This is a genomic window from uncultured Sneathiella sp., assembly GCF_963976355.1.
Taxonomy (GTDB): Bacteria; Pseudomonadota; Alphaproteobacteria; order Sneathiellales; family Sneathiellaceae; genus Sneathiella.
Genome location: NZ_CAXBKA010000003.1, coordinates 171,017 through 195,348, shown reverse-complemented (window position 1 = coordinate 195,348; position 24,332 = coordinate 171,017). Strand labels below are relative to the sequence as shown.

The 24,332-nt window shown below is 55.0% G+C and carries 21 protein-coding genes; 14 read left to right on the top strand and 7 right to left on the bottom strand.

Annotated features, from left to right (window positions below):
- Positions 1 to 3,690: a hypothetical protein gene (locus AAC599_RS07920; protein ID WP_340149865.1), complete on the top strand. Its 3,690-nt coding sequence runs from the start codon at positions 1 to 3 to the stop codon at positions 3,688 to 3,690.
- Here the strand turns inward: AAC599_RS07920 and AAC599_RS07915 are convergent.
- From AAC599_RS07915 to pepN, 5 genes are all read right to left on the bottom strand, one after another.
- Positions 3,684 to 4,679, bottom strand: coding sequence for a threonine/serine dehydratase (locus AAC599_RS07915; RefSeq protein WP_340149864.1), 996 nt, complete (start codon positions 4,677 to 4,679; stop codon positions 3,684 to 3,686). The two genes, AAC599_RS07920 and AAC599_RS07915, sit on opposite strands and share 7 nt — an antisense overlap.
- A complete protein-coding gene (locus AAC599_RS07910) occupies positions 4,663 to 5,523 on the bottom strand; it encodes an alpha/beta hydrolase (RefSeq protein ID WP_340149863.1) in 861 nt (286 codons plus the stop codon). The genes AAC599_RS07915 and AAC599_RS07910 overlap by 17 nt, the downstream gene beginning before the upstream one ends.
- Positions 5,524 to 5,545: 22 nt before the next feature.
- A complete protein-coding gene (locus AAC599_RS07905) occupies positions 5,546 to 6,280 on the bottom strand; it encodes a haloacid dehalogenase type II (protein ID WP_340149862.1) in 735 nt (244 codons plus the stop codon).
- A gap of 34 nt (positions 6,281 to 6,314) precedes the next feature.
- A complete protein-coding gene (locus AAC599_RS07900) occupies positions 6,315 to 8,474 on the bottom strand; it encodes a transglycosylase SLT domain-containing protein (protein ID WP_340149861.1) in 2,160 nt (719 codons plus the stop codon).
- Positions 8,475 to 8,567: 93 nt separating this feature from the next.
- Positions 8,568 to 11,204: an aminopeptidase N gene (pepN, locus tag AAC599_RS07895; RefSeq protein WP_340149860.1), complete on the bottom strand. Its 2,637-nt coding sequence runs from the start codon at positions 11,202 to 11,204 to the stop codon at positions 8,568 to 8,570.
- 269 nt (positions 11,205 to 11,473) lie between these two features.
- On the opposite strand from pepN, the gene dapA reads away from it, so the two are divergent.
- Positions 11,474 to 12,352 (top strand): 4-hydroxy-tetrahydrodipicolinate synthase, encoded by an 879-nt coding sequence (dapA, locus tag AAC599_RS07890; RefSeq protein ID WP_340149859.1) that lies wholly within the window; start codon positions 11,474 to 11,476, stop codon positions 12,350 to 12,352.
- A gap of 20 nt (positions 12,353 to 12,372) precedes the next feature.
- Entirely contained in the window at positions 12,373 to 12,825 is a 453-nt protein-coding gene (smpB, locus tag AAC599_RS07885; RefSeq protein WP_340149858.1) for an SsrA-binding protein SmpB, read from the top strand.
- A gap of 4 nt (positions 12,826 to 12,829) precedes the next feature.
- On the opposite strand, the gene AAC599_RS07880 is transcribed toward smpB, so the two are convergent.
- The gene (locus AAC599_RS07880) at positions 12,830 to 14,188 is read right to left on the bottom strand and encodes a DUF2235 domain-containing protein (protein WP_340149857.1); all 1,359 of its coding nucleotides are present in this window, start codon (positions 14,186 to 14,188) and stop codon (positions 12,830 to 12,832) included.
- Positions 14,189 to 14,502: 314 nt separating this feature from the next.
- Between AAC599_RS07880 and AAC599_RS07875 the strand changes: the two genes are divergently transcribed.
- Positions 14,503 to 15,162, top strand: a complete 660-nt coding sequence (locus tag AAC599_RS07875; protein ID WP_340149856.1) for a hypothetical protein — start codon at positions 14,503 to 14,505, stop codon at positions 15,160 to 15,162.
- 26 nt (positions 15,163 to 15,188) lie between these two features.
- On the opposite strand, the gene AAC599_RS07870 is transcribed toward AAC599_RS07875, so the two are convergent.
- Complete coding sequence (locus tag AAC599_RS07870) at positions 15,189 to 15,794, bottom strand: NYN domain-containing protein (protein ID WP_340149855.1); 606 nt, start codon at positions 15,792 to 15,794, stop codon at positions 15,189 to 15,191.
- A 181-nt stretch (positions 15,795 to 15,975) separates the two neighbouring features.
- Here AAC599_RS07870 and folK point away from each other — a divergent pair, with 181 nt between their 5' ends.
- The 10 genes from folK to era all read left to right on the top strand — a co-directional run bounded on the left by folK (position 15,976) and on the right by era (position 24,238).
- Positions 15,976 to 16,494, top strand: a complete 519-nt coding sequence (gene folK / locus AAC599_RS07865; protein WP_340149854.1) for a 2-amino-4-hydroxy-6-hydroxymethyldihydropteridine diphosphokinase — start codon at positions 15,976 to 15,978, stop codon at positions 16,492 to 16,494.
- 128 nt (positions 16,495 to 16,622) lie between these two features.
- Entirely contained in the window at positions 16,623 to 17,030 is a 408-nt protein-coding gene (gene rpoZ, locus AAC599_RS07860) for a DNA-directed RNA polymerase subunit omega (protein WP_340149853.1), read from the top strand.
- Between the two features lie 153 nt (positions 17,031 to 17,183).
- On the top strand, positions 17,184 to 19,334 hold the full coding sequence (locus tag AAC599_RS07855; protein ID WP_340149852.1) for a bifunctional (p)ppGpp synthetase/guanosine-3',5'-bis(diphosphate) 3'-pyrophosphohydrolase: 2,151 nt from the start codon (positions 17,184 to 17,186) through the stop codon (positions 19,332 to 19,334).
- Between the two features lie 29 nt (positions 19,335 to 19,363).
- Positions 19,364 to 19,951: an orotate phosphoribosyltransferase gene (pyrE, locus tag AAC599_RS07850; RefSeq protein ID WP_340149851.1), complete on the top strand. Its 588-nt coding sequence runs from the start codon at positions 19,364 to 19,366 to the stop codon at positions 19,949 to 19,951.
- A gap of 27 nt (positions 19,952 to 19,978) precedes the next feature.
- Positions 19,979 to 20,599 (top strand): DUF2062 domain-containing protein, encoded by a 621-nt coding sequence (locus AAC599_RS07845; protein WP_340149850.1) that lies wholly within the window; start codon positions 19,979 to 19,981, stop codon positions 20,597 to 20,599.
- Positions 20,596 to 21,336 carry a pyridoxine 5'-phosphate synthase gene (locus AAC599_RS07840; RefSeq protein WP_340149849.1) on the top strand — a complete coding sequence of 247 codons (741 nt, stop codon included), beginning with the start codon at positions 20,596 to 20,598 and terminating at the stop codon, positions 21,334 to 21,336. The genes AAC599_RS07845 and AAC599_RS07840 overlap by 4 nt, the downstream gene beginning before the upstream one ends.
- 18 nt (positions 21,337 to 21,354) lie before the next feature.
- Positions 21,355 to 21,765, top strand: coding sequence for a holo-ACP synthase (acpS, locus tag AAC599_RS07835; RefSeq protein WP_340149848.1), 411 nt, complete (start codon positions 21,355 to 21,357; stop codon positions 21,763 to 21,765).
- Between the two features lie 97 nt (positions 21,766 to 21,862).
- Positions 21,863 to 22,618 (top strand): signal peptidase I, encoded by a 756-nt coding sequence (gene lepB, locus AAC599_RS07830; protein ID WP_340149847.1) that lies wholly within the window; start codon positions 21,863 to 21,865, stop codon positions 22,616 to 22,618.
- Positions 22,618 to 23,319 (top strand): ribonuclease III, encoded by a 702-nt coding sequence (rnc, locus tag AAC599_RS07825; protein WP_340149846.1) that lies wholly within the window; start codon positions 22,618 to 22,620, stop codon positions 23,317 to 23,319. Before lepB ends, rnc begins: the two co-directional genes overlap by 1 nt.
- A complete protein-coding gene (era, locus tag AAC599_RS07820; protein ID WP_340149845.1) occupies positions 23,312 to 24,238 on the top strand; it encodes a GTPase Era in 927 nt (308 codons plus the stop codon). Before rnc ends, era begins: the two co-directional genes overlap by 8 nt.
- Positions 24,239 to 24,332 lie beyond the last annotated feature (94 nt).

Here is a 24,332-nt window from a genome sequence, read left to right as displayed (position 1 = left end):
ATGAGTATTGCATCAACATATATGGTCGGGAAATCCGTGCGGCAGTTTATCCTGCTCTGCGCTCTGGTGTTGACGTTCCTGGTGGGCGAGGCCTTGGCCGCAGCGCCGGTTACGGTGACAGCGGTGGATAAGGACGGCATCGGGCGGCTCGTCTTCAACTGGGAAAGCGCGCCGGAATTCAGCGTCGAGGTTGAGGACGGCTATCTCTATATCCGCTTCACGACGCCGTTCGATACCGATCTCACGGCGGCCTCGAGCGCGCTGGAACGATTTGTCGGCCCGGGCGAGTTTCTGGAAGGCATGCAGTCCGTCCGTTTTCCCCTGAAGGGCGATATCATTTTTGCATCGCAAAAAAAGGGTACGGCAGTCATACTTGAACTCCGGAAAACGGGAGCCTATAAATCCGAAGCTTCTGCGCCGAATGCAGTATCCGTGCGCCTGAGAGCGGGCGATCATCCGGATTTCAGCCGGATTGTGTTTGACTGGCCAAGCGCCAATGTCGGTTACAGCAGCCGGACGGCGGGCGACAAGCTGATGATCACCTTCGATGGTCTCGCAAAGATTAATCTCGGTGTCCTCAATAATGATCCGCTGGCCTTCGCTAAAGCGGCCATAATGACGACTTCCGGCGGCAAGACAGAGATCACGATTGATCTACCGCCGAATAGCAGCGCAAGCAGCTTCCGCAACGAAAAAAGCATTGTCTTCGATATTCGAAAAGGGAAAGAAGTCGCCTCTCCGGCCGTGAAAGAGCCTGTGCCGGTCCAGACCGTAGAGGTGAAACCGGCTGAACCTGCCGCGACGCCGAAAGCTGAGAAAGAGGTAGAAAAGCCGGTTGAGGAAAAGCCGGAGATCGTGTCCGAAGAAGTGGTCGAGGAGAAAACGACGACCAGTGCCAATGCGATGACATTGGATAAGCCGAAGGCGCAGCCGCAACCCGTCATCGAGCGCGCGCCAGAAAAAGAAACGGTCGCAATGGCGCCGCTGTCAGAGCCGAAACCGGCGCCAGTTGATACCCGCACTACCGAACTTGCTGCGCCCCAGCCTATTCAGAGCACAGGTGTGGTAAAAGCCTCAGTAGAGATTGAGGCCCAGCCTCGGACGTTTACCTCGCTGGCGTCCGGATCGGCCATTGCGCCGATTGGCCCGACCGTGGTTCTGGACCCTCCGGCGAAGGAAAAGCCAGTTGTGGCGGAGCCGCCAAAGGAAGAGACGGCGGTTCGTCCGGAAATGACGAGCGAGCCCAAGGTAATCGAGGTGGAGCCAGTCGTCACCAAGCCTGCACAGGCGGTGCAGAAACCCAGGCTCAAGGTCGAGATTGCCAATCTGAAAGATGGCTTCCGGCTGATCTTCCCGTGGGAGACACCGACGGCCATGGCCATGTTTGAAAGCGGCGGGGCGCATTGGGTGATTTTTGACCAGCCGATCGAGGTGGATTTCAGAAATCTCTCCGGCCCGTATAAATTCCTTGTCACCAGTGCCCGGCAGATGGAAGAGGAAACGGCGACGCTTCTCCGCTTTAATTTCCGCGAGGGCTATGAGCCGATTGTCAACAAGGCCAATGACGAATGGCAGGTGGACTTTCAGCTGGATACGCAATCCAGCGTGACACATCCGCTCAGCATCCAGACCCAGGGAATTTCCGCTTCGGAATTCAGGGCCTTCATTCCCGCCGTGGACAATGGCCGGGAAATTCGCTTTACCGACCCGACCTCCGGGGATGACCTCGTGGCGATGCCGCTGAATGCGGCGGGCTGGGGCATACCGTCGGCTCGGGTTTTCAACAGCATCACGATCCTGCCAACAATGCAGGGCGTTGCGCTCAAATCGACCGCTGCGGATATCCGCATCGGGCAGGAGCAGAACGGCCTCGCCATCACGGCAATCTCCAATGAGTTCGCGGCCGCGAAGAATGAACCGCGCGACGTTTCGAAAAAGCCCGGCGAGGAAATCTACCCGACCCCGGAGATTGAAAAGGCGCAATTCGTGAAACTGACGGAATGGAAACAGGTCAATCCGTTGCTGTTCAACAAGCGCAAGCAGGAACTGCAGATTGCGGCAGCAACGGCCGAGAAAAAAGAAAAGCGCGATGCGAACATGACGCTCGCCAAATATTTCATCGGCCATAAATACTATGCCGAAGCGCTTGGTGTCCTTGCGGAACTTTATCGCCATTACCCGAAGATAGAGAAAGACCGGGAGTATCGCCTGCTGCACGGGCTAGCTGAGCTTGGGCTGCATCGCTATGACGCGGCGTCCATCAACCTGTATCATGATGATTTCGAGGGCGATGTGGAGGTCGCGCCGTGGCGCGGTGCAGTTTCCGTCGGTCTTGGGAATTGGGAGCGCGCCGCACAGGAGCTGAATTACTCCGCGCCGGCCTTTGACGTGTTCGAAAAAGAGTGGGTCGACCACTTTCGGCTGCTGCGGGCCCGTGTCGCGCTCGAAAATGTCGATGTAAACCTTGGAAAGCAGGTCCTTCAGCAGGTGAAGGAGCCGAAATTGAAGGAACAGAAAGCGGAAAAGGCTTATCTTGAAGGGGTTCTTGCCTTTCAGATTAGCGATTTTCCGACAGCCGCTGCCAAATTTAGTGACGCTATGAAAGCCGGATATCGCCCGATTACCGAGAAGGCCCGGTTTGAAAAAATCAATGTCGAGCTGGTGGCGAAGCTGATCACGCCGGAACAGGCCATTGCGGAGCTTGAAAAGCTCGATTTCGCCTGGCGCGGGAATGATCTTGAAGTCGATATTCAGAAACGTCTTGGCGATCTCTATGTGGCGACCGGCCAGATTGGCAACGGGCTGGAAACTTACAAACGCATTGTCCGTCATTTCCCGGAATCGCCCTATTCGCGGGATCTGGGACGGAAGATGAATGAACTTTTTGCGGATCTCTTCCTCGATGGCGGGGCGGATGAACTGCCGCCCATTCAGGCGCTGGCGATCTATTACCAGTATCGTGAATTGACGCCTGTCGGTGATCGCGGCGATCAGATGATCCAGATACTGGCGGACCGGCTTACCCGCGTCGATCTGCTGGAACAGGCGGCCCAGCTTCTGGAGCATCAGGTCAATTTCCGCCTGAAAGGACTGGAAAAAGCCAATGCGGGCACCAAGCTCGCCATCGTCCACCTCTGGAACAATATGCCCGAAGAGGCCCTGCGCGTTCTCTATGATACCCGCTGGCGCCAGCTTTCCCCGGCAGCCAAGAAGGAACGCCTTTATATCGAGGCGCGGGCACAGGCCGGATTGCAGCATTATAAGGAAGCCCTGGCACTGATCGCATCGGATCGCAGCCTTGAGGCCGACGAATTGCGCGCCGAAATCTACTGGAAATCGAAAAACTGGGCGGCGGCTATTCCGGCTATCGAGAAACTAATCGGCAATGGTGGCAGCAGCACGCAGACTGATTTTGAGCGGCTGGACCGGCAACGGATCATGCAGCTTGCCGTTGCCCGCAACCTGTCAGATGACCGGCCGGGCATCCAGAGAATGCGGGCAAAATATCTGGGCCGGATGGAAGGAACGCCGGATCAGGCGGCCTTTGACCTGATTACGGAGCAGAATGATCCTACCGAGACGGATTTCCGCGAGCGGGCGACCGTCATTGCGCAGGTCGGACAGCTTGAATCCTTCATGGCCGGGTATCGGGAAAAGCTTGAGAACGGTCAGTTCTGGGCGACCTACTGATCGCCTTCCTTCAGGATGTCGCTGTACAGTGACGGATCGACATTGCCCCCGGAAGCGACGGCAACTGCGATTTTCCCCTGGACATCCAGCTTGCCGGAGAGAAGTGCGGCAAGGGCGACTGCGCCGCCCGGCTCTATCACGCATTTGAAATAGTGAAAGGCGGCGCGCATGGCCGCCTTCGTTTCCTCATCACTCACCACAAGGCCGCCAGAAAGCGTCAGGCGATTAATCCCGAAGGTGATCTTGCCGGGAGTCGGTGTCACGATCGCATCGCAGATGCTCTTATGTCCCGCATCGTTGGAGACGGGTTTGCCAAGTGTCAGCGACCTGGCCGTATCGTCAAAGAATGCGGGCTCAGCCGAGTAAGCCTTCGTTGTCCGGCTCAATTCCCGGAGGGCGAGGGATGTGCCCGCGATAAGGCCGCCGCCGCCCGCCGGAGCGACGCAGATATCGGCGTGGAGTTTCCTTGCCTCAAGTTGCTCCGCGATCTCGACCCCGACGGTTCCCTGTCCCGAGATAACGAAATAATTGTCATAGGGTTTGATCAGAGTCAGATTCTGATCCCGGGCTATTTTCTCGCCGATTTCCTCTCGTGACTCACCCGTGCGGTCGTAGGTGACAACAGTCGCGCCATATTCGCGGGTGTTCGCCAGCTTGATCTTTGGGGAATCCGCGGGCATGAGAATGGTTGCCGGAATACCGAGCATTTTCGCGGACAAGGCAACCCCTTGGGCGTGGTTCCCGCTGGAATAGGCAATCACACCGGCGGCTTTCTGTGCGGCGTTCAGCCGGCTTAATGTGTTATAGGCCCCGCGAAACTTGAACGATCCAGTATGTTGCAGGGTTTCGCATTTCAGGAACAGGCGCCCGCCCAGTTTTTCATTGAGGGCGCGGGATTCCAGAAGCGGAGTGCGAAGGGCAATGCCGCGAAGCCGCGTTGCCGCATCGCGCACCGATTGATAGGACGGGGTTTTATCGAATTCGATCAATGAACTTATCCAGTACAGGCAGGAGTTCGGGCTCGTTGAGCAGGGGAACATGCCCCCGGTTTTTCAAGACCACCGTCTCCATGTTCGGGTTTTCGGATTTCATGCGCATAAACACCGTGTCGCTCAGTACATCGGACAGCGCGCCCCGAATGGCGAGTGTCGGGATATCGCCGAGGGCCTTGAAGAACGGCCAGAGATCGACCGGCTCGTCCGAATTCAGCTGGTCCGCCAGAGCCTTGCTAAGATTGAGGTCGTAATTCAGGCAGTAATTCTTTGCCGCCTCGTCGTAGGTGAAGGTCGTATTCGCCTGTCCGAGCCAATCCTCATCGGAGAGGTCCGGATAGGCCCCGACATATTGTTCCTTCTGCTTTTTTGCCGCTTCCTCCAGGCTTGCATAGCGCACGTCCTTGCCGACATAGCCAAGAATGCGGGCGCCGCCTGACTTATCCACTTCCGGGCCCACGTCATTGAGGATGGCGCCGGCAACAAAATTCTTCGCGAATCCGGCCATGACCATGGTCATAAGACCGCCGAGAGAGGTGCCGACGAACAAAGCCCGCTCTATTCCGAGGGTTGTCAGAAAGCCGTGTATGTCGCCCAGATAAACTTGCGGGTTATAGTTTTTGTAATCGGTATCGCGGTCCGACTTTCCACGCCCGCGATAGTCAAGCGCATATACCTTGCGGTTTTTTGAGTATCGCTCCGCGAAATTATGGAAATCGGCGGAATTGCGGGTCAGGCCGGACAGGCAGAGGAGGGGACAGGCGTCTCCTTCTGAACCATATTCCCTGTAATATAAATTAAGGCCATCCTGGGACTGATAATATTTTTCTGCAAAAGACATCAATTATAATTCTTCCTTGTCTCTATTCGACGCCGATGATCGCGGGTAATTCAGCGAGGGATTTTATTTGTCCATCCGGGGTGCCGGGCAGCCTTTCCGCCGCCTGATCGAAGCGGTTACACCAGAGCACATTGAAACCGAATGCCTTCGCGCCATAGGCGTCCCATCCGTTGGAAGATTGAAAGCATATTTCCGAAGGCCCGATGCCCAACCTGTCCACGGCCAACTGATATGTTCGTGGATCGGGCTTGTAGACGCCGACCTCCTCAATTGAATAAATCCCATCCAGGAACGGGCCGATGCCGGCGTTTTCAACCGCCGCAGCCAACATCTTCGGAGAGCCGTTCGAGAGAATGGCGCATCTGATCCCGGCCGCCTGAAGCTTTTGCAACGTCTCCTGCACTTCCGGATAGGCCGAGAGGGTGAGGTAGAGGTTCATCAGTCGGTTGCGAAGGGCAGAATCGTCGAGTTTTACGCTGGCGAGGGCAAAATCAAGGGCATCGCCCGTTACCTCCCAGAAATCCGTATGACGCTGTTGCAGGCTGCGAAGCCAGCTATACTGAAGCTGTTTCAGACGCCAGATATCGGCGATTTCCTGCCATTTGTCACCGAGGGCTGCCTGCTCCGCGCGGGCGGCGGCATTGACATCAAACAATGTGCCATAGGCATCGAAGACGCAGGCTTTGATATGATCGAGTTTCAGGGGCATGATGAACCGGCTTTCTGTCAGCAGCGCGCCATCCTGAATGTTGGACAATTAGCCCGCCAATGCAAGAGAAGAATGAGCAGGACTAATGCGAGGCAATGCCGCGGTTGATGTCTTCGCTGATTCTGAGGATGCTGCCTTCGTCGCGGGCCAGCCGCTCGCGATATACCTGAAGGTTCTCGATGACCCGTTGGACGTAGTTACGGGTTTCCGAGAAGGGAATAAATTCGATCCAGTCGACCATATCGATATCGCCGGCGCGCGGGTCACCCCATTCCTTCAGCCAGCGCCGCACATTGGATGGGCCCGCATTATAGGCGGCGATCGCCAGCACGTAGGAGCCGTTGAAATCCTCTATCAGCCCTGCAAGATAGGAACTGCCGAGCAAGGCGTTATAGGTGGGATCGGCGGTCAGGCGCGGCTCGGAATAGTTGACTTTCAACTGTCGGGAAACGGCTCTCGCGGTGCCGGGCATCAGCTGCATCAGGCCGCGCGCGCCGGCCCAGGATATGGCATCTGAGGCAAAGGCGCTCTCCTGTCGGGTGATCGCCAGCATTAGCGCGGGCTCGATCGGCGGATTGCTGATCGCAAGCTGCGGTGTGGGCCAGTTAATCTCGGTCAGCTCCGTGCCGAGCTGGGACGCGCGCTTGGCAATGGCAATGGCGAAATCGGGGCGGCCGATCCTCTCTGCAAGGGATGCGACTGTCACATATTCTTCCTCGTTCTTCGCTTTTTCCGCCATTTCGAGCAGGAAGGGGCGTGCCCATTGCGGCATGCCAAGCTCGGCTAGGTGATGGACGATCAGGATCTGCTCATCCTCGCCATTGGCGGGATTCGCCGGGATTTGCACAGGCGCGATGACAGGAATCGGTGGCAGTTTGCGCTGTCCCAGCTCATGCAGGGCCATCTGGCCGTAATAGGTTGTGTAGTTTCTGGCAGCGACATCATACCAGTATTTCGCCATGACCGTATCGCCGAGCGATGCCTTGGCGCGGCCGATCCAGTAGGCGCCGCGCGACCGGCTGATGGGGTAGCTGACATTCTCGTAAAGCTTGATGAAATGCTGAAGCGCGACCTCGCCATCTCCAAGGAAGCGAAGGGAAATCCAGCCTGCCAGAAACTCGGCGGCGGCGAAATCTGCGCCATCCTGAAGACCGTGCTGGCTGGCGAGGTTGTAAGCTTCGGTAATATGGCCTTTTGACAGCAGGTTGCGGGCCTGTATATGACGTTCCTGCCACCAGATGTCGGCGCGCGGGGCGCTCTCGTCCACATCCAGCAGGAGCTCGCGGGATTCCTCGTCCAGCGCCTTGCGGCGGCGCCATTTCGTCCGCTCGAACACCAGTCCCGGATGATTGCTTAGTTCCGCCGGTACCTCCCGTACCGCCTTATCGACATTTCCCGTTCTTCGCATCAGGCTGATCCGGGCAATCGCAAGCTTTTTCATCCCGTCACTGACATAAGGGAACATGCGCTTGGCGGCGGTTGCTTCGCGCTCCCAGAGCAGATGATCGAGACGTTGTTCGTGATCGGTTTTGCGCAAGATATCGCTGTGACGCCTGACAATCTGCTTTTCAAGCGCGGCGGGCAGGTCCCCGATATGCCAGGCCTGGCGGATCCAGGCGATCGCTTCCTCCGTCCTGCCGGAGGCCAGCAGCGCTTCACCATAACGATACATGCCGATTCCGGTCAGCGGCGTATGATCGCTGAACCAGTCAAGGGTACGCCGGGTGCTGATCGGCTCGCCCAGAGCTTCTTCGGCCCGGCGGCGCAGGGTCTGCTGAAGTGGCCAGTCGGGATTGCTGTCGATAAAGGCGGCGATCTGATCGAATGTCGCAAAATTGCGATAGGCGGACATATAGCGCCAGTCGATGATTTTCGCCGGGAGTCTGTATTTCGCCCGCGCGGCTATTTCCCGCGCTTTGTTCCATTGCCGAAGGTCAGCGGCGGCGAAGGCTTCCTTGTAAATCTTGAGGTCCCGGGCATCCATCAGGCCTGTCGCCAGGGGATGCGGGGGTAATTGAATGCCAATCGGGCGTTTCAGCGGGAGCGGCGGCAAATCCGCATGCAAAAAGGCGAGCGCGCCGACTTCCGGCTTGGCCTTTGGCAGCGGCACATCCTCAGTGATCGTGGTTCCGTTCGGCGCAGGTCGGTGATTGTCCAGGCGGGCATTTCCGGCCGCCAGAAGCGGCGTTGCGTTCAGCAATATACAGGTTATCAGCGCCACAAAGGCGGACTCTTTTACCATTACTCAAACCGATCTTTTAAACGACGATGTTAAAACTGCTCCCATTCTGTTGTCGCAGATTATGCATAATATCAGATCACATGGTTAATTTCGTTAATTATGCAGACTTTTGTTTGCCATTTCGTAAACATGGTCAGACAATTCGGACAAATTCAGGATTTTTTCGAGCTCGCCTTTCATCAGCTCCTGCCGATCGGTGTCATAGCGGCGCCATTGCCCGAGCGGCGCGACAAGACGGGCGGCAATTTGCGGGTTCGTCTTGTTCAGCTCCGCAATCACATCCGACAGGATACGATAGCCGTCACCGCTCTTGTCGTGGAAATAGACCGGATTGCCGGACGCAAAGGCCCCGATCAGGGACCGCAGACGGTTCGGATTCTTCAGGGTGAACGCCGGATGCTGCATCAGGGCCTTCACATCGGCAATAGCCGTTGGCCGCGTTGCCATCGCCTGAAGCGAGAACCATTTATCGACGATCAGCGGGTCTTGCTGCCATTTCTGATAATAATCGGCAAACATTTCATCGCGGATGGCGTGGGTAATGTCGCTTAAGCCCGATAGCGCGGCGACCCGGTCCGTCATATTATCACTCCCCAGATACTGCGTTTTGGCGAGCGTATAATAATCCTCCCGGCCCGTTGCGATCAGGTAATGCAGCGCCGTGTTCTTAAGCCTGCGGCTGCTGCTTTCCGGCTGGTTGTTGGGAGAGGGGGCGTTGGCGCAATCTTCATAGACCTGACGCCATTTCTCCTCAAAGGTAAGGCCGAGTTTTCGTCGGGCGGCGTCTCTTGCCGCATGGATGGCGTCCACCTCGACGACTTGCATTTTCTGCGCAATATCCTGTTCGCCCGGCAGGGTGAGCGCCGAGGCCGTGAACGCGCGATCGAGGTTCTTGTCGTCCAGTATATTCGTGAAAGCGCTAAGGAAAGGGGACGGCAGGTCGGCGTCCTCGGCTGTCGTGCCGTTCTCGATCTGTTTGAGTAGAATGTTGCTGGCAAGACGCTGTCCGGCGTCCCAGCGGTTGAAAAGATCCTCGTCTTTTGCGAACAGGAAGGCGAGGCCGCCGTCATCCATTTCCTGCCTGATTTTGACAGGCGCGGAAAAGCCGCGAAAGAGCGAGCTTTGCGGGCGGCTGGCAAGGCCGGAGAAGGTAATATCCTGGGTCTCTTCCGTCAGGCTGAAAACAGCTTCGGTCTCGCCCTTGAAGGGGCCATCGGGAAAGGCGATGGATTTTCCTTCATCATCCAGAAGGCCGAGCTTCAGGGGAATATGCAGAGGCTTGAAATCATCGCCTGCCTTGGTGTTTTTTTGCGTGAAAGAAAGACTGTAAGTATTTCTTTTTTCGTCAAAACTCTCGCTCACTGTAATCTCGGGAGTGCCGGGGGTAATATACCAGCGCCGGAACTGGGTGAGATTAACGCCGGAGCCGTCTTCAAGCGCCGAGACAAATTCCTCCGTGGTGACGGCCTGTCCGTCATGCCTCTCGAAATAAAGGTCCATTCCCTTGCGGAACTTCTCTTCGCCGAGCAGGGTGTGGATCATGCGGATGACTTCCGCGCCCTTCTCATAAACGGTGGCGGTATAGAAGTTGTTGATCTCGACATAGCTTTGTGGCTGGATCGGATGGGCGAGGGGGCCGGCATCCTCCGGGAACTGGGCGGCCCGTAGGCGCTGGACATCGCCGATGCGCTGCACGGCGGCTGAGTTCATGTCGGCGGAGAACTGCTGATCGCGAAAGACCGTCAATCCTTCCTTCAATGTGAGCTGGAACCAGTCGCGGCAAGTGATGCGGTTGCCCGTCCAGTTATGGAAATACTCATGGGCGATGACACTCTCGATACCGTCGAAATCCGCATCTGTCGCGGTCTCGGGCGACGCCAGAACATATTTGGAGTTGAAGACGTTGAGGCCCTTGTTTTCCATTGCGCCCATGTTGAAATCGCTGACGGCGACGATCATGAAAATATCGAGATCATATTCCCGGCCATACTTCTCTTCGTCCCATTTCATCGCCTTCTTGAGGGAGAGCATGGCGTGTTCGCATTTATCTTCATTTCCTTTTTCAACGAAGATCTGCAGTTTGACATCCCGGCCGGACCGGGTTTTGAAGCTGTCCTCGACACAGGCGAGGTCGCCGGCGACAAGGGCGAAGAGATAGGCGGGTTTCGGATGCGGATCATGCCATGTCACCGATTGGCGCCCGTCATCCAGCGTTACCTTCTCCGTCAGGTTGCCGTTTGAGAGCATGACCGGATAGCGCGATCCATCACCGATGATTATGGTCGTATAGACAGCCATGACATCGGGTCGGTCGAGGAAATAGGTAATCCGCCGGAATCCCTGCGCCTCGCATTGGGTGCAGAAGTTTCCGCTCGATTTGTAAAGCCCCTCAAGCGCGGTGTTATCCTGCGGGCGGGTTTCCGTGACGATATCGAGGGTCAGCTCTTTCTGGCTTGGCGGCACGGGGAGGCTGAGCAGCTTGTCCGAAAGCTCATATTTATCGGGTGTGAGTGGCTTGTCATTCATCGCAACGGAGAGGAGCTTCAGATGCTCCCCGTTCAGAGTCAGCTTTTCCGCCTGTGCATTGTTTCTCTTGAGCGTCAGCCGGGAAGTAATGAGGGTTGTTTCTTCCCCCAGTTCAACGGTCAGATGAACCGTCTCGATCCGGAAATCGGGCTCTTTATAGTCTTTCAGGTGAATGGTTGCGGGCTGGGCTGTGGTCGTTGACAAGGGGCATACCTTTACTGAAGAAGGAACAATTCCTCTAAAGATAACCGGATTGTTGCCGCGATCAAGGCCTGCTGAAAATGAATATTTCTGCAAAAAAGCCCTAAATTGCAACGATAACGGGCGGAAATCGCAGTTACCTCTTGCCTTGCCGGGCATCATGCCTATAAATCAGGCGTTCGGAGACCGGGAAGCGAAGACCAGAAGCAGAAAAAGCTCTCCCGTTCACGAATATAGCATAGAAAACAACAACAGAATTTAAGGACATTGTCATGTTTAGAGGATCGATCACAGCGCTTGTCACTCCCTTCGATGGAGAGCGCGTGGATGAAAAATCGTTTCAATCCCTCTGTGACTGGCAAATAAAATCCGGAACGAAGGCGCTTGTCCCTGTCGGGACCACAGGCGAATCCCCGACCCTCAGCCATCCCGAGCATGACCGTGTGGTGGAGCTCTGTGTCGAAGTGGCGAAAGGCCGGGTGCCGGTCATGGCAGGCACAGGGTCGAACAATACGGTGGAGGCCATTCGGCTGTCCAAGCATGCGAAGGAGGCCGGGGCCGATGCGGTTCTGGTTGCCATGCCCTATTACAACAAGCCGACGCAGGAAGGCATGTATGTCCATTACAAGGCGATCAATGATGCCGTCGATATCCCGATCTATATCTATAATATTCCGGGCCGATCCATCGTTGATATGACGCCAGAGACCATGGGCCGTCTCGCCAAGCTTGAAAATATCGTTGGGGTCAAGGATGCAACCGGTGATGTCGGCCGTGCGGCTTTGCAGCGTCTGCATTGCGGGCATGATTTCAATCAGCTTTGCGGGGATGATCCCATCGCCCTTGGCTACAATGCGCAAGGCGGCAATGGCTGTATATCCGTGACATCGAATGTCGCGCCGGAAATGGTGTCCAAGATGCAGGAGGCCAGCCTTGCCGGTGATTATAAAACGGCTATCGAGATTCAGGACCGGCTGATCTGGCTGCATAAGGCATTGTTTGTTGAATCCAGCCCGGCACCGACTAAATATGCCTTATCACTCTTGGGTAAATGCAAGCCGGATGTCCGCATGCCGATCATTCCCGTCTTCAAGGAAGAATCCCGGCGGGAGATCAAGGAAGCTATGCGCTATGCGGGCCTGCTAAACTAAAGATCGGGACGGATAAGGTAATGGGCCGGAATATTGCGGAAAACCGGAAGGCCCGCTACAACTACTTCATTCATGAGGAGTTCGAGGCGGGCCTGATCCTGCTCGGCACGGAGGTGAAAAGCCTGCGGGCCGGTCGGGCGAACATTCAGGACGCCTATGCGTCTTTTGAAAACGATGGCCTGTATCTGATCAACGCCCATATCGCCGAATATGGTCATGGCAACCGCAATAACCATGAACCTCTGCGCCCGCGGCAGCTTCTGATGCATAAAAAGGAAATCAAGAAGATTGCCGGGCAGATACAGAAGGCCGGCAAGACCCTTGTGCCGCTGTCGATGTATTTCAATGACCGCGGTATCGTCAAAGTCAAGGTGGGGCTGGCGTCGGGCAAGAAGCAGCATGACAAGCGGGCGACAGAGCGCGAACGCGACTGGAACCGCGAAAAGCAGCGGCTGTTGAAAGATCACGCCTGAGACGTTAGCTCACGGCCTCCTGCGGTAGCGGGCTGATGAATTCCAGACCGAGGAAATTGTCCTTGGCCCAGACAACCCGGCTTTTCAGGCCATCCGAAAAGGCGCGGGATGACTGCAGGACGAGCGACGTTCCGGCGGGCAGCTTTCCCTGAAACCAGACCTTTGCGCCTGTCCGGCTGTAATCCACCAGGCTCACATTCATTCTGGAATCATTGGTGATAATGAATCCCGGCCAGTCTATTTTCTGACGCGGATGGCGGCGCTTGTTCTGGGCCTCGTCCATGCGTTCGCGATACAGGGGAAATTCGCCGTCGTTCAGGCTGGCGAGCTGGCGCGGCCGATATTTCGGGTCCAGTTCCCGCCGTTGCAGGACGGATTCATGAAGCTTCTCTGGCTCCAGTCCCATTTCCGGCGGAAAATTCCGTATGGATTGCCCGACAGGACGGTTGAAGAGTTTCTTGAAGGGCAAGGGAACCCCAAGCAGCTTGCGCCGGTTCATGGCAATTTTTCCAAGAATATCAGGCGCTGATAATTCCTCCAGCCGCTCGGAATCGATGCTGAGCCCATGTTCTGCGGCGCGGTCCAGCATCCAGCGGAGGGCAATATCGGACAGGCGGCTGTCGCGGCGCCCACCGACGACATTTTCATGGGATCCGGGAAACCAAACCTGTTCGATAGCTTTTAATTCTTGCGAATGGACACCTGTCCAGAGGCCAGGCTTGAACCGGCTGCGGCGCTCATCAAGAGCGAGGGCCTGATAGGCAGCTTCGACGTTCGCGTTGACCTTATGGTCATGATACATCATCCAGCTTTGCGAGATGCGGTTCAGGCCGGGCAGCGGCAGACCGTGACTGCCAACGGTGTCCCAGCAGCCGAGAAACCGGATACGGACAGACCGGGCCGGGAGATGATCGGCGAGGCTTTTCGCACCCGGTGTCTCAAGGGCCTCTACCGGAATCTGACTGTATTCATAGGCTTCCGGCAAAAGGTTCAGCTTCTCCGGGGGAAGCAGTCCGACCTTGTCGATCAGATCCGCAAGGCGCCGGATGTTGAAGGCGCCGAGGCCTGCGCCAAACATAAAAATCTCGTCCTTATCATCACGGTAGTTCTCTGACAGGAAAGAATAACACTCGAATATCTCCGTTCTCATGCCGAGACCGAAAGTGCGTTGCATCAAACGCCGGTAAAGGGACGGTTTCGCCGCAATATCATGCTGGTAGCGGAGCTGGGCCAGACCATTTGAATCCTGCTCGCCGATACAATGATAGGCGAGCGTGGCGTTTCCTGGAACGCGTCTGTTCTTGCTTCTGAACTGCGGGGCAATCCAGCTGCCGTCACTCAGGACCACAAGTCTTCGGGTCATAACTTCCCCCTCTTCAATTCTGGCTATTATAGTAAGCCGAGTACAGAAGACATCAACGAAACTGAAATTTTATACGAAACAAGGGACTTTTTTGATCTGTTGGGAGCATTCTTAGCAAGAGCACCAAAATTATTGTAGCGCCTTTAGGTCGCGCCGTCTTATGAAAAATTCGTAATAATTTTTGGAATTTGTCAGGTCAATATGATTATGAGGGCTTTTTACTTGTTCTAAAGGCCTTTCTGAGAGATTTATAACATCCTTTGCGAGAAATTAACTGATCTGTTTCACATTAAAGTAAATGAGGTGAATAGCGGATGACTTTTATTCGAGGCGTAAAAATACTTCTGGTGCTTACTTTTTTAGCGGGGTTGTCTGCTTGCGCGGTAGATCGCAGCACAGTCTCCGTTGATCCGCTGGAGAGTATCGCAAATCCCGTAAATGGAGTGGATGTCAAGCTGGTATCCGTTACTGATAACCGACTGTTCGAGTTCAGACCGGCAACGCCCGATATTCCCTCTCTTTCAGAAGATGAGATTAACAATGATTCCATAAAAGCACGAGCCTTTGCCAGAAAGCGAAATTCATACGGCAAGGCCTTGGGTGATGTGGTTCTGCCGGAAAATCAGACCGTTGCCGGAATCATGAAGCCCGCTCTTGAAAATGCGTTTCGTGCTGCGGGATACCGGGTTCTTGAGCCCGGCGACCCCGCATTTGACAATGCTATGCCGATAGATGTGAAGGTCCTGCAGTTCTGGTCGTGGATTGATTGGGGATTCTGGGAGCTGGGGCTTCATAACAAGGCGGAAGTATCGATATCGTCTTCAGAAGGGCCGTTGGCAGAAGGATTGACTGTTTTTAATGAAACAGTCGGAAAACACGCAGCTGTTTTTGACAGCGACTGGCAAAAGAGTGCGGTCACTGGAATTAGGGAGTTGACAGTGAAAGTAACTGGGGAGCTGAAGAGCAAGCAATAAAGGGTAATGCCGGGGATAGCCGTGGTTCAGGCGATTTCCTCGGCATCCTCATAGGAGTCGAACTCCCCGGGATAGTCGTCGAAATCCTCGTCGCTTTTCTGACTGACAGCACGTCCGACCTTATTTTCCATGTCCTTGAGCTCAATGAAGAAATCGGCCTGCCGGCGGAGTTCGTCGGCAATCATGGGGGGCTGGGATTTTACTGTGCTGACGACCGTTACACGCACACCCTGACGCTGGATAGATTCAACGAGGCGGCGGAAATCACCATCGCCGGAGAACAGCACCGCATGATCGATATGTTTTGCGAGTTCCATCATGTCGATAGCAAGCTCGATATCCATATTGCCTTTGTATTTCCGCCGTCCGGTTGAGTCGGTAAACTCCTTGGTCGGTTTCGTGACCATCGTATAACCGTTATAGTCGAGCCAGTCGACGAGCGGGCGGATCGGGGAATATTCCTGATCTTCGATGAGAGCGGTGTAATAGAATGCCCGGACAAGTCTTCCTTGCGAGGCGAATTCGCTCAACAGTCTTTTGTAATCGATGTCAAAACCAAGGGCCCTTGCGGCAGCGTATAAATTTGAGCCATCAATGAATAAAGCTATACGTTCCTCGGAGTAAAAAGGCATTACCGTTTCCGCATTCAATATTACAAATAATTATTTAGTTTGTTTGCTTTCGCTCCCTAATTATCAATCAATAGCAAAATAATTTACACTTCTCTAGACAAGAATTGCATGCGGTCTCTGTGAATATGTTAGAAAAGTGGAGAAATCGGGGATTTTTAGTGTTTTTCGGAAAGTTTTATAAGTGATATTGATTGCATTAGGGGCAAATATGCCACATCCGGAACATGGTGATCCGGTGAATACACTGGCGGCGGCGGTGCGTGACATTGTGAATACCGTCTCCCTTACGGGACAATCAAGCTGGTACCGGACCGCACCGGTGCCGGCATCCGACCAGACCTGGTTTGCCAATGCGGTCATCTCGGTGGAGACGGATATGCAGCCCGATGACCTGCTGGCGACATTACACGGAATTGAGGAAGATTTCGGACGGGTCCGCCGCCAGAAATGGGAGGCCCGCGTGCTCGATCTCGACCTGCTCGTCTTTCATGATCTGGTGACGGAAAACAGGGAACAGGGGGCGGGGATTGTCCTTCCGCATCCGCAGATGCAGGAACGCGCCTTTGTGCTGGCGCCAATCGCGGAAATTGCCCCTGAATGGCGTCATCCCGTCAGCAATTTGACTGCGCAGGAATTGCTTTCCCGGCTGCCATCAGAACAGGCTTTTGATACTATCGACACGGAGGATATACCCACTTGATGCCGAAATGCGACGCGACGCCGGAAAAGTGCCCCTTTTCAAGGACTTTTTATGTTACTTTGACTTGCTATCCGTTGCGCAAACTTATATGTAATACTCTAAATCACAGACAATTGGAGTTATTTTAAATGGCACGCGTCACCGTTGAAGATTGCGTTGAAAGAGTTCCTAACCGTTTCGAGATTGTTTTGCTCGCCGCCCGGCGGTCACGGGAAATCGCTGCCGGTTCCATGTTGACCGTGGATCGCGACAACGACAAGAACCCCGTTGTTTCCCTGCGTGAGATTGGCGACGGCACGATCGAGCTGGATGAACTCAAGAACAATCTTGTGCATTCACTACAACGCCGTGTCGAGGTTGATGAGCCTGAAGAGGACAATATGGCCGCCCTGATGAGCGCCAGCAACGAATGGGCCGGTGTCATCCAGGAAAACACAGAGGTTGAGACTTTTTCCGCCGATGAAATCGGCGTCACTGAAGCAACGGATACTGCGGCAGAAGAAACCGATGCCGATGACCCGTTCGCCGACAATTGACCGGAACGGATGTAAAACCCGGCATTTGAGCCCCATATCACATAGGGAAATGCCGGGAGCGGCGAGTTTGAGTTTCAGTGCCTGTATTTGTTTCTACCCGGATTTATCATTTCAGCGGGAGGGGATTGGTGGCCGCCGGTCCTGTAATTGCTGATGCTGCGCCAGGTTGAACTTGTTGATCGTGTTCTAAGCTATGACCCTCAGGCTGACGAGGATCTCCTAAACCGGGCCTATATCTTTACGATCAAGGCCCATGGTAGCCAGGTGCGCGCCTCCGGTGACCCTTACTTTTCCCACCCTATTGAAGTCGCCGGTATCCTGACCGAGCTCAAACTGGATACGGCGACGATCGTGACGGCGCTCCTCCATGACACGATTGAGGATACCGTCGCCACCAAAGAGCAGATAGAAGAGATATTCGGGAGCGAGATCGCGGCACTTGTCGACGGGGTCACTAAGCTCTCACAGATCGAACTGCAATCGGACAGGACCAAGCAGGGGGAGAATTTCCGCAAGCTGCTGTTGGCGATGTCAAACGATATCCGCGTGCTGCTCGTCAAGCTGGCCGACCGGCTGCATAACATGCGCACGCTTCATTTCATAAAAAACCCGGAGAAACGCAAACGCATCGCCACGGAGACGATGGAGATTTATGCGCCGCTGGCCGAGCGTATCGGAATGCAGGGCTTTCGTGACGATCTGGAGGATCTTGCCTTTATCGAATTGAACAATGAAGCCCGCAATTCGATCAAGCGCCGACTGGAATATCTGCGCGCGGAAGGGGAGGACCTGGTCGAACGGATTGTCGAGCAGTTGCGGAAAGATGCGTCCGAAGCCGGAATTGAGGCCGAAATATACGGACGGGAGAAGCGTTTCTATTCAATCTGGCGCAAGATGGAGAAGAACAACGTCTCTTTCGAGCAACTCGCAGACATTATCGCCTTCCGCGTCATCGTCGATTCAGTGGAAGAATGCTATCACGCCCTCGGCGTTCTGCATGCGAAATACTCTATGGTGCCGGGGCGGTTCAAGGATTATATCTCGATCCCGAAACGGAACAATTACCGCTCCATTCACACGACGATCATCGGCCCCGAAAAGCAGCGTATCGAGGTTCAGATCCGCACCAGGGAAATGCACCAGACAAATGAATATGGTGTTGCTGCCCATTGGCAGTACAAGGAAAATCTCGAAAATGTGAAAGAGGGCGAGCAGTATCGCTGGCTTCGCGAACTGCTCGAAATCCTTGAAAATACGGTCGATCCGGATGAGTTTCTGGAACATACGAAACTCAGCATGTTTCAGGATCAGGTGTTCTGCTTCACGCCCAAGGGTGACCTGATTTCCCTGCCGCAGGGTAGCAGCCCCGTTGATTTTGCCTATGCCGTCCATACGGATGTCGGCAACACCTGCGTTGGCGCCAAGATAAATAGTCGGCTGGTGCCGCTCCGCACGCCGCTTCGCAACGGCGATCAGGTGGAAATACTCCGTTCGAAAAACCAGACGCCGTCGCCGACCTGGGAGAGTTTCGTTGTCAGCGGCAAGGCGCGGTCGGCCATTCGCCGCTTCACCCGTTTGAAACAACGCGGTCAGTATATCGAGCTTGGCAGGGCGATTGCCGAGAAAGCCTTTCGGGTTGAGGGAAAGCAGTTTGCTGAAAAAGCGTTACAGACAGCTGTTAAAGTCTGGAATCAGGAAAATATCGACGATGTCTATTCCATGCTGGGAGACGGCACCCGCACCGGACGGCAGTTAATCGAGGTTATTTTCCCCGGCGAAAAGCGCCAGGCCGAGGCCGAAAATGTTGTCTCGCTGAAAAGGGCGAAGTCGAAATCCGATAACAGGAGTTCGCATGCCGTACCGATTCGCGGGCTCATTCCCGGCATGGCCATGCATCTTGCCGGATGCTGCCATCCGCTGCCCGGGGATCGGATTGTGGGGATCGTCAGCACCGGGCGCGGGGTGACAATCCATACCATTGACTGTGACACACTTGAACAGTTTGCCGAGGTTCCTGAACGCTGGCTTGATGTCTCGTGGGATGAGGATAATCAGCAGGCGGCCCACCCCGTGGGCCGGGTCTCCATCATCATGGCAAATGAACCGGGCGCGCTGTCAGGTGTCACCTCGACTATTGCCTCCAATAACGGCAATATAAATAATCTGGCTATCGTCAATCGCAGTCAGGATTTTTTCGAGATGCTGATCGATATTCAGGTAAAGGATGTCCGGCACTTGACGAATATAATTGCAGCGCTGCGGGCCGATCCAGTCATCAGTTCCGTTGAAAGATCGGCAGGCTAAACAGGCGGGTTTTGAGAGAAAGGGTAAGTATGACAGAGGAAGAAATCCTGGCCCATTACCGGGAGACAAACGCATTGCTGGAAGGGCATTTTTTATTAAGTTCTGGATTGCACTCTGACCGTTATCTCCAATCGGCCAAAGTTTTGATGTATCCGGATCGTGCCGCTGCGCTCTGCCGGGCGCTTGCCGACAAGGTGAAGGCCACCCTTGGCGAGAATGCCGTTGATATTGTCGTTGGCCCGGCGATGGGCGGTGTCATTGTCGGATATGAACTGGCGCGTCAGCTCGGGGTGCCGGGCATCTTTACGGAACGTGAAAACGGAGTGTTTACATTCCGGCGCGGATTCTCTCTGAAACCGGGCGCGCGCGTCATCATGTCGGAGGATATTGTTACAACCGGAAAGTCCAGCCGGGAATGCATTGATACGATCCGGGCGGCCGGTGGCGATGTTGTTTGTGCAACCTGCCTGATTGACCGGTCCAACGGTGAGGCGGATGTTGGTGTGCCCCTGATCTCGCTGATGGAACTGGAGGTTAATGTCTATGAACCGGACAAGCTGCCACCTGAACTTGCCGGTACAGAGGCCATCAAACCCGGAAGCCGTAACCTGAAGTGATCCTTTCTTAAGTGAAGTGCCGCCGGAATGTTTCGTCGTCGAAAAAAAGCAACAAGAATAAACCAGCTGTCGGAATTTTTCTGGCCGACCGCCGGGTTTCGGCGATCGTCAAAATATGTTGGATACCGTCTTGCGCGGCTGAAAGGCTCTCCCTATAGCCTGGCGGCCGGTTTTGCCTTTGGCGCGGCGGTTTCCTTTACGCCATTGATTGGATTCCATTTCGTTTTGGCTGCTTTGTTCGCCTGGATGTTCCGGGCGAGTATATTGGCATCCGCCCTCGGAACGGCGGTCGGCAATCCATGGACCTTCCCGTTTATCTGGACGATGCTTTATAAGGTCGGGCGTTTGATGCTGGGCGACGATCCGCATCACAAAGCCTTTCCGGATGCCAGCCTGACCACCTTCTTCGAAGGGCTGTGGGCGGGTAACTGGAGCAATGTGTCCCATATCTTTTTCGAGGTTATTCACCCGATGTTGCTCGCCAGCCTGCCGATCTCCATCCTTGTCTGGATCATTTTTTTCTACCCATTGCGGGCATTGATCCGTAGATTCCAGGAGAAAAGGGCACAATTGATCCTCAAGGCAATGGAGCGCAAGTCAAACCGGGGGTTCAAACGCGGGAAGAAAATCGGAGTCATAGAAAAATGAAAAAGCTGAGACTGGGTGTCAATATCGACCATGTAGCAACCATCCGCAATGCGCGTGGCGGGGTCCATCCGGATCCGCTACGTGCCGCACGGATCGCCGAGGCGGCGGGGGCGGACGGCATTACGGCCCATTTGCGTGAAGACCGCCGCCATATAAGTGATGGCGATATCACCCGCCTCGCCCGGGAACTCACCATTCCGCTCAATTTCGAGATGGCGGCAACGGAAGAAATGCTCGCGATTGCGCTTGACCACAAACCGCATGCGAGCTGTCTCGTCCCGGAAAAACGCGAGGAGCGCACGACGGAAGGCGGTCTTGATGTCGCCGGAGGCCATAATATGCTGAAGCATTATGTCGATAGCCTGAAGAATGCGGGCATCCGGGTGTCACTGTTTATCGAAGCGGACCCGTTCCAGCTTGAAGCGGCAAAGAAAATCGGCGCGGATATCGTTGAAATTCACACCGGTGCCTATTGCGATGCGGAGGATCCGGCGAAACGGCAAAGTGAGTTTGATCGAATACAGAAGGCGGCGGCCATGGCGGAGGATCTCGGCCTTGAATGCCATGCCGGCCATGGCCTGACTTTCGGCACCGTCGGTCCCATTGCGGCGATCCCGACGATTGTCGAACTCAATATTGGCCATTTTCTGATTGGCGAAGCGATTTTTACCGGACTGGAAACAGCCATCGGCAAGATGCGGCGGTTGATGGATGAAGCCCGTCAGGCGGTGGCGTAGGGCAGCAAAGGGCAGAGCATGTCTCGTATTATCGGCATTGGTAACGATATCATCGATATCCGGCGCATCGAAAAAACCCTGGATCGTTTCGGGGAGCGGTTTGTCAAGCGTATCTATACGGAAATCGAGATTGCGAAATCGGAGCGGCGGCTGAACCGTGTTGAATCCTACGCCAAGAGATATGCGGCAAAGGAAGCCTGTTCCAAGGCGCTGGGTACAGGGTTTCGCCGGGGCGTGTTCTGGAAGGACATGGGCGTGGTCAACCTGCCGTCCGGAAAACCGACGATCGCGCTGACGGGCGGGGCACTGGCGCAGCTTGAACGAATAACGCCGCCGGGCATGCGGACGGAAATTCATCTGACCATTACGGATGAGCCACCGCAGGCGCAGGCGATCGTCCTGATTACGGCCATCCCGGAAGATGATTAGGAAGTTACAGGCATATGACCGGGAAAACATTTGCCTGACGGGCGCGTTCGTGCAATTGAATGTCTATTGTTTTTAAATATATTTTTGGAAGAGTTTTATGAAGGAAGAAGCGGTGAAAGCGAAAGCCAAGGGCGGAGTGGGGGAGACAATCCGCACAATAATCTATGCTGTGCTGATTGCCGTCGTGATCCGGACATTTGCTTATGAGCCGTTCAAGATTCCGTCTGAGTCAATGCTGCCGACCCTGATGATTGGCGATTACCTGTTTGTCTCCAAATATTCCTACGGTTACAGCCGCCATTCCTTTCCCTTCAGCCTGGCGCCCATATCTGGGCGCGTGTTCGGTGATCTGCCCGAGCGTGGGGACGTAGCCGTCTTCAAGAAGCCAATCGGCGAGTCTGTCGACTATATCAAGCGCATTGTCGGTTTGCCGGGCGACAGGATGCAGATGATCAACGGGGTGCTCAATATCAATGGCACGCCGGTCAAGCGCGAACGAGTCGAGGATTTTGTCGACAGGGACCGTTTCGGGAATGCGCGGCGCATTGCGCAATATCGCGAGACGCTGCCGAATGGACGAAGCTACCTGACTCTCGATGAAGAGGTGCAGGGGATCATGGACAATACGGACGTCTATACGGTGCCTGAAGGACATGTTTTTGCCATGGGGGATAACCGTGACAATTCTACGGATAGCCGTTTTCTGAGTCATGTAGGCTATGTTCCGGTGGAAAATCTGGTGGGCCGGGCCGAGGTTATTTTCATGTCGCTTGACGGCTCTGCCGAATGGTACGAAATCTGGAAATATCCAACCGCCATTCGTTGGAACCGGATTTTTGATTCATTAAGCTGATGACCGCACCATCAAAAAACCTTGAGGACCTGCCGGATCTCATCGGGCATGAATTCAAGGACCTTTCACTATTGACGGCCGCAGTGACCCATTCGTCCCTGATCAAGGGCAAGGGACGCAAAGTGGCACAGGAGGACTATGATCGCCTGGAATTTCTCGGCGATCGGGTTCTCGGCCTTATCATCAGTGAGGAACTTTTTCGCCGGTTTGAAGAGGCGGAGGCAGGGCAGTTGTCGCGGCGCTACAATGCCCAGGTCCGGCGCGAGACCTTGGCCGAGATTGGCGCGGAAATGGGCCTTCAGGAATATATTCGCATGGCTGCGGATCTGGCGGCGGCAGGGGGGCGCGACAATCCGGCCATTCTATCGGACGTGATGGAAGCGGTGATCGCGGCCATTTATCTGGATGGTGGTATCAAGGCCGCCAAGAAGTTTATCAAGTCAAAATGGTGGCCGCGGTTCGATCACAAGGATGCCTCCCGAAAAGATGCAAAGTCCGCACTTCAGGAATGGCTGGCCAAGATCGGCAGGCCGTTGCCCGTCTATTCGGTGATTGAGGAGACGGGCCCCGATCATGACCGCTATTTCAAGGTCAAGGTGGAAGTTTTCGATTGTGCCCCGGCGACCGGCTCAGGGTCGTCAAAACGCGCGGCAGAGCAAAAAGCGGCTGCGAAATTGCTGAAGGAACTGCAGGTTGGCTGAACAAGAGACGGAAATATCTCCAACACGCTGTGGCTATGTCGCCCTGGTCGGGGCACCCAATGCCGGTAAATCGACGTTGCTCAATCAGCTTGTCGGCGCGAAAATCGCAATCGTTACGCCGAAAGTGCAGACGACCCGCGCCCGCGTCACCGCCATTGCCATCGAAGGCGACAGCCAGATTATCTTTGTCGACACGCCCGGCATTTTCAAACCGTCGCGCCGGCTGGAGAAAGCCATGGTCGATGCCGCCTGGAGCGGGGCGGAGGATGCGGACCGTATTGTTCTCATTATTGATGCCGTGAAAGGTATTACGGCGGATGTGGAGCGGATTATAGCCGGGCTTGAGAAAAACCACCGCCGCGCCCATGTGATCCTCAACAAGGTGGATATCGTCAAACGCGACAGTCTGCTAGGCCTTGCGCAAGCTCTTTCGGAGCGAGGTATATTTGACGAGATATATATGATCTCTGCGCTTACCGGTGATGGGGTCAATGATCTTCGCACAGCGCTTGCGAGAGAAATGCCGGAAGGACCGTGGTTGTACCCCGAAGACCAGCTCGCGCTCGCGCCCATGCGGCAACTGGCGGCCGAGGTGACACGCGAGAAGCTGTTCATGCGGCTTAATCAGGAACTGCCCTATTCGCTCACCGTCGAGACGGAAAGCTGGGAAGAGCGCAAAGACGGATCGGTAAAGATCCAGCAGGTGGTTTATGTCTCGCGCGCCAACCACAAGCCGATTGTCCTTGGCAAGGGCGGCCAGACGATCAAGAAGGTTGGAGAGCTTGCCCGTGCGGATCTGGAGGAGAGTCTCGGATGTCGCGTCCATCTGTTCCTGTTTGTAAAGGTTCGGGAAAAATGGCTGGATGATCCGGAACGTTACCGCGAAATGGGCCTGGATTTCCCGAAAGACAGTGCCTGAGCACTGTTCTCAACCCCTTTTTCTTGCCGGATTTAATGACGAAAACCGCTGTTTTTTGCGGTTTTGTGTTCTTCCGGCCCTAAAGGATTGACAA